The organism is Floccifex sp., from assembly GCF_051873495.1.
GTDB lineage: Bacteria > Bacillota_I > Bacilli_A > Erysipelotrichales > Erysipelotrichaceae > Floccifex.
In genome coordinates, this window is the sequence record NZ_JBJEEX010000081.1 from 1 (window position 1) to 1,723 (window position 1,723).

Below are 1,723 nucleotides of genomic sequence, written 5' to 3' on the forward strand. Positions count from 1 at the left end.
TTTACTGAGTTAACACGTCAACTAACGAAACGCCAGTTGACAGCTTTATGCCATTATGAATAATCGAAGGTGTATGTTGGACATTATATGTATGAGCCAAATTCAAATTATCTTTTAGTACGCCTATAAGTTTTGTTTCATCATTAGTGGAAACTTTATATTTTCGTTCAAAATCCTTTGGGCTTAGATACCCCCAAGAATACCATTCTTTCAATCGATGAAATATTGAAGTTGCTTTTCCTCCGTTTATTATGGACATTCCAGCCTTTTCTCCTTTTAAACCAGATGCAATAATAATTGGGATAACTTTTGACTGTCCCAGATTAATAATTAAATTGTAAGAAGTCATAAATTCTTCTTTGCAGGGACTGCAGAATGGATTTAAGAAAATCTTTATCGTTGATTCTTCGGTAGTGGTATTATCTAAATACTTTTTCTTGAAATAATCCAACATTCTGCTATTAACCATAAATTTATATTGACTCGCTATATATGGCCATATTTTAAATATTGAAATACTGAATATAATCGCAAAAATGGATAGGAATAATATCCCTTGCTGAATAAAATCGTGTAAATGCAGTTTCGTTAAATTGAAAAATCCAATCAGCATCATTATTATAACAATTATTTGTACGGCCATACAACTGATGCAAAACTCATGTTTTTTTAATTGTGTAAACAAACTCCATAGAACTTCGATAGAAGATATGGACATTATACAGATTGTCATAGCATAATTGTTTAGCGGCAATAGAATAAATGCACATAGAGAACAGAAATAGGAGAATCCCATTGCTGTTATATATCTGCTTTTTCCGACTGCCATTTGATTACATGACGAATATTTAATCAAAGAGCATAAATTATTCATCAATCCATTTGGTGAATAATGAGATACCTCTATTTGATATGATATTATTGCACCAAGAACACTCAAAATAAAAATATTACATATATAAAATGGCATATTGAAAAATGCCAACCTATAAATACATATTGTCAGAAGACTTAGTGCTATCGCAATTCGAGATAACCATATATACTGATTATTTCTGAGATGTTTTTTTATATTTGGCTCACCAACGGACTCTCCTTTATGTATTGAAACCATTATTCCATTCCAATTCTTAAAAAAATCTTCTTTGCGATACATCGTATCTTTTCCATTAGTGCATCCAAAAACAGTGTTGCCTGCAATTTTCTTTATTAGTAGTATATTATTCTCATATTCTGTTAAGAATGGCAGACTTATGCCATTTTCTTCAGTCACTAATTGATTAGTAATCCTATAAGGTTCAACTATCAAACCATATATTTTTAATACAGTAAGAATCCCCCAAAGATTGTCTCCATCTGAATTTTCTTCCAACATTTTTTGAACATAATCAGCAGTGTAACGAATCTTAAAAAATCGAAACACGCTAATGACTACATATTTAGAATAAGTTGATCTCATAAGAATTGATAATAAAGATACACGAATCAATCTCTTGCCGTAATCTATGTGTCACAGCAAGAAATCGATTCGAGATTTGACATTAGTTCATGCCAGCAAATTCAAGACAATCCTGCACTGTCTCAGTGATTATCTCACGGACTGTTCCGTCCTTTTCTACTACGCGACAGGGGAATCCCTGTGCAGCTACTGCGTTGTTTCCATTTGCGGCTTTTCCGCCGAGGATAGAGCGAAGCTCTTCTTTTGAAAGCAATGTTGTTTTCA

The 1,723-nt window shown here is 32.4% G+C and carries 2 protein-coding genes; both read right to left on the reverse strand.

The window, feature by feature from the left end:
• Position 1 precedes the first annotated feature (1 nt).
• Positions 2–1,459 carry a cysteine peptidase family C39 domain-containing protein gene (locus ACI313_RS04860; RefSeq protein ID WP_439755426.1) on the reverse strand — a complete coding sequence of 486 codons (1,458 nt, stop codon included), beginning with the start codon at positions 1,457–1,459 and terminating at the stop codon, positions 2–4.
• 82 nt (positions 1,460–1,541) lie between these two features.
• Positions 1,542–1,723, reverse strand: a 182-nt coding sequence (locus ACI313_RS04865) for a hypothetical protein (protein WP_439755427.1), incomplete at its 5' end; no start/stop codon positions are given.

Excerpts from the sequence above, each read along its gene's own strand:
- ACI313_RS04860 (WP_439755426.1), bottom strand. The coding sequence starts at position 1,459 with ATGAGATCAACTTATTCTAAATATGTAGTCATTAGCGTGTTTCGATTT.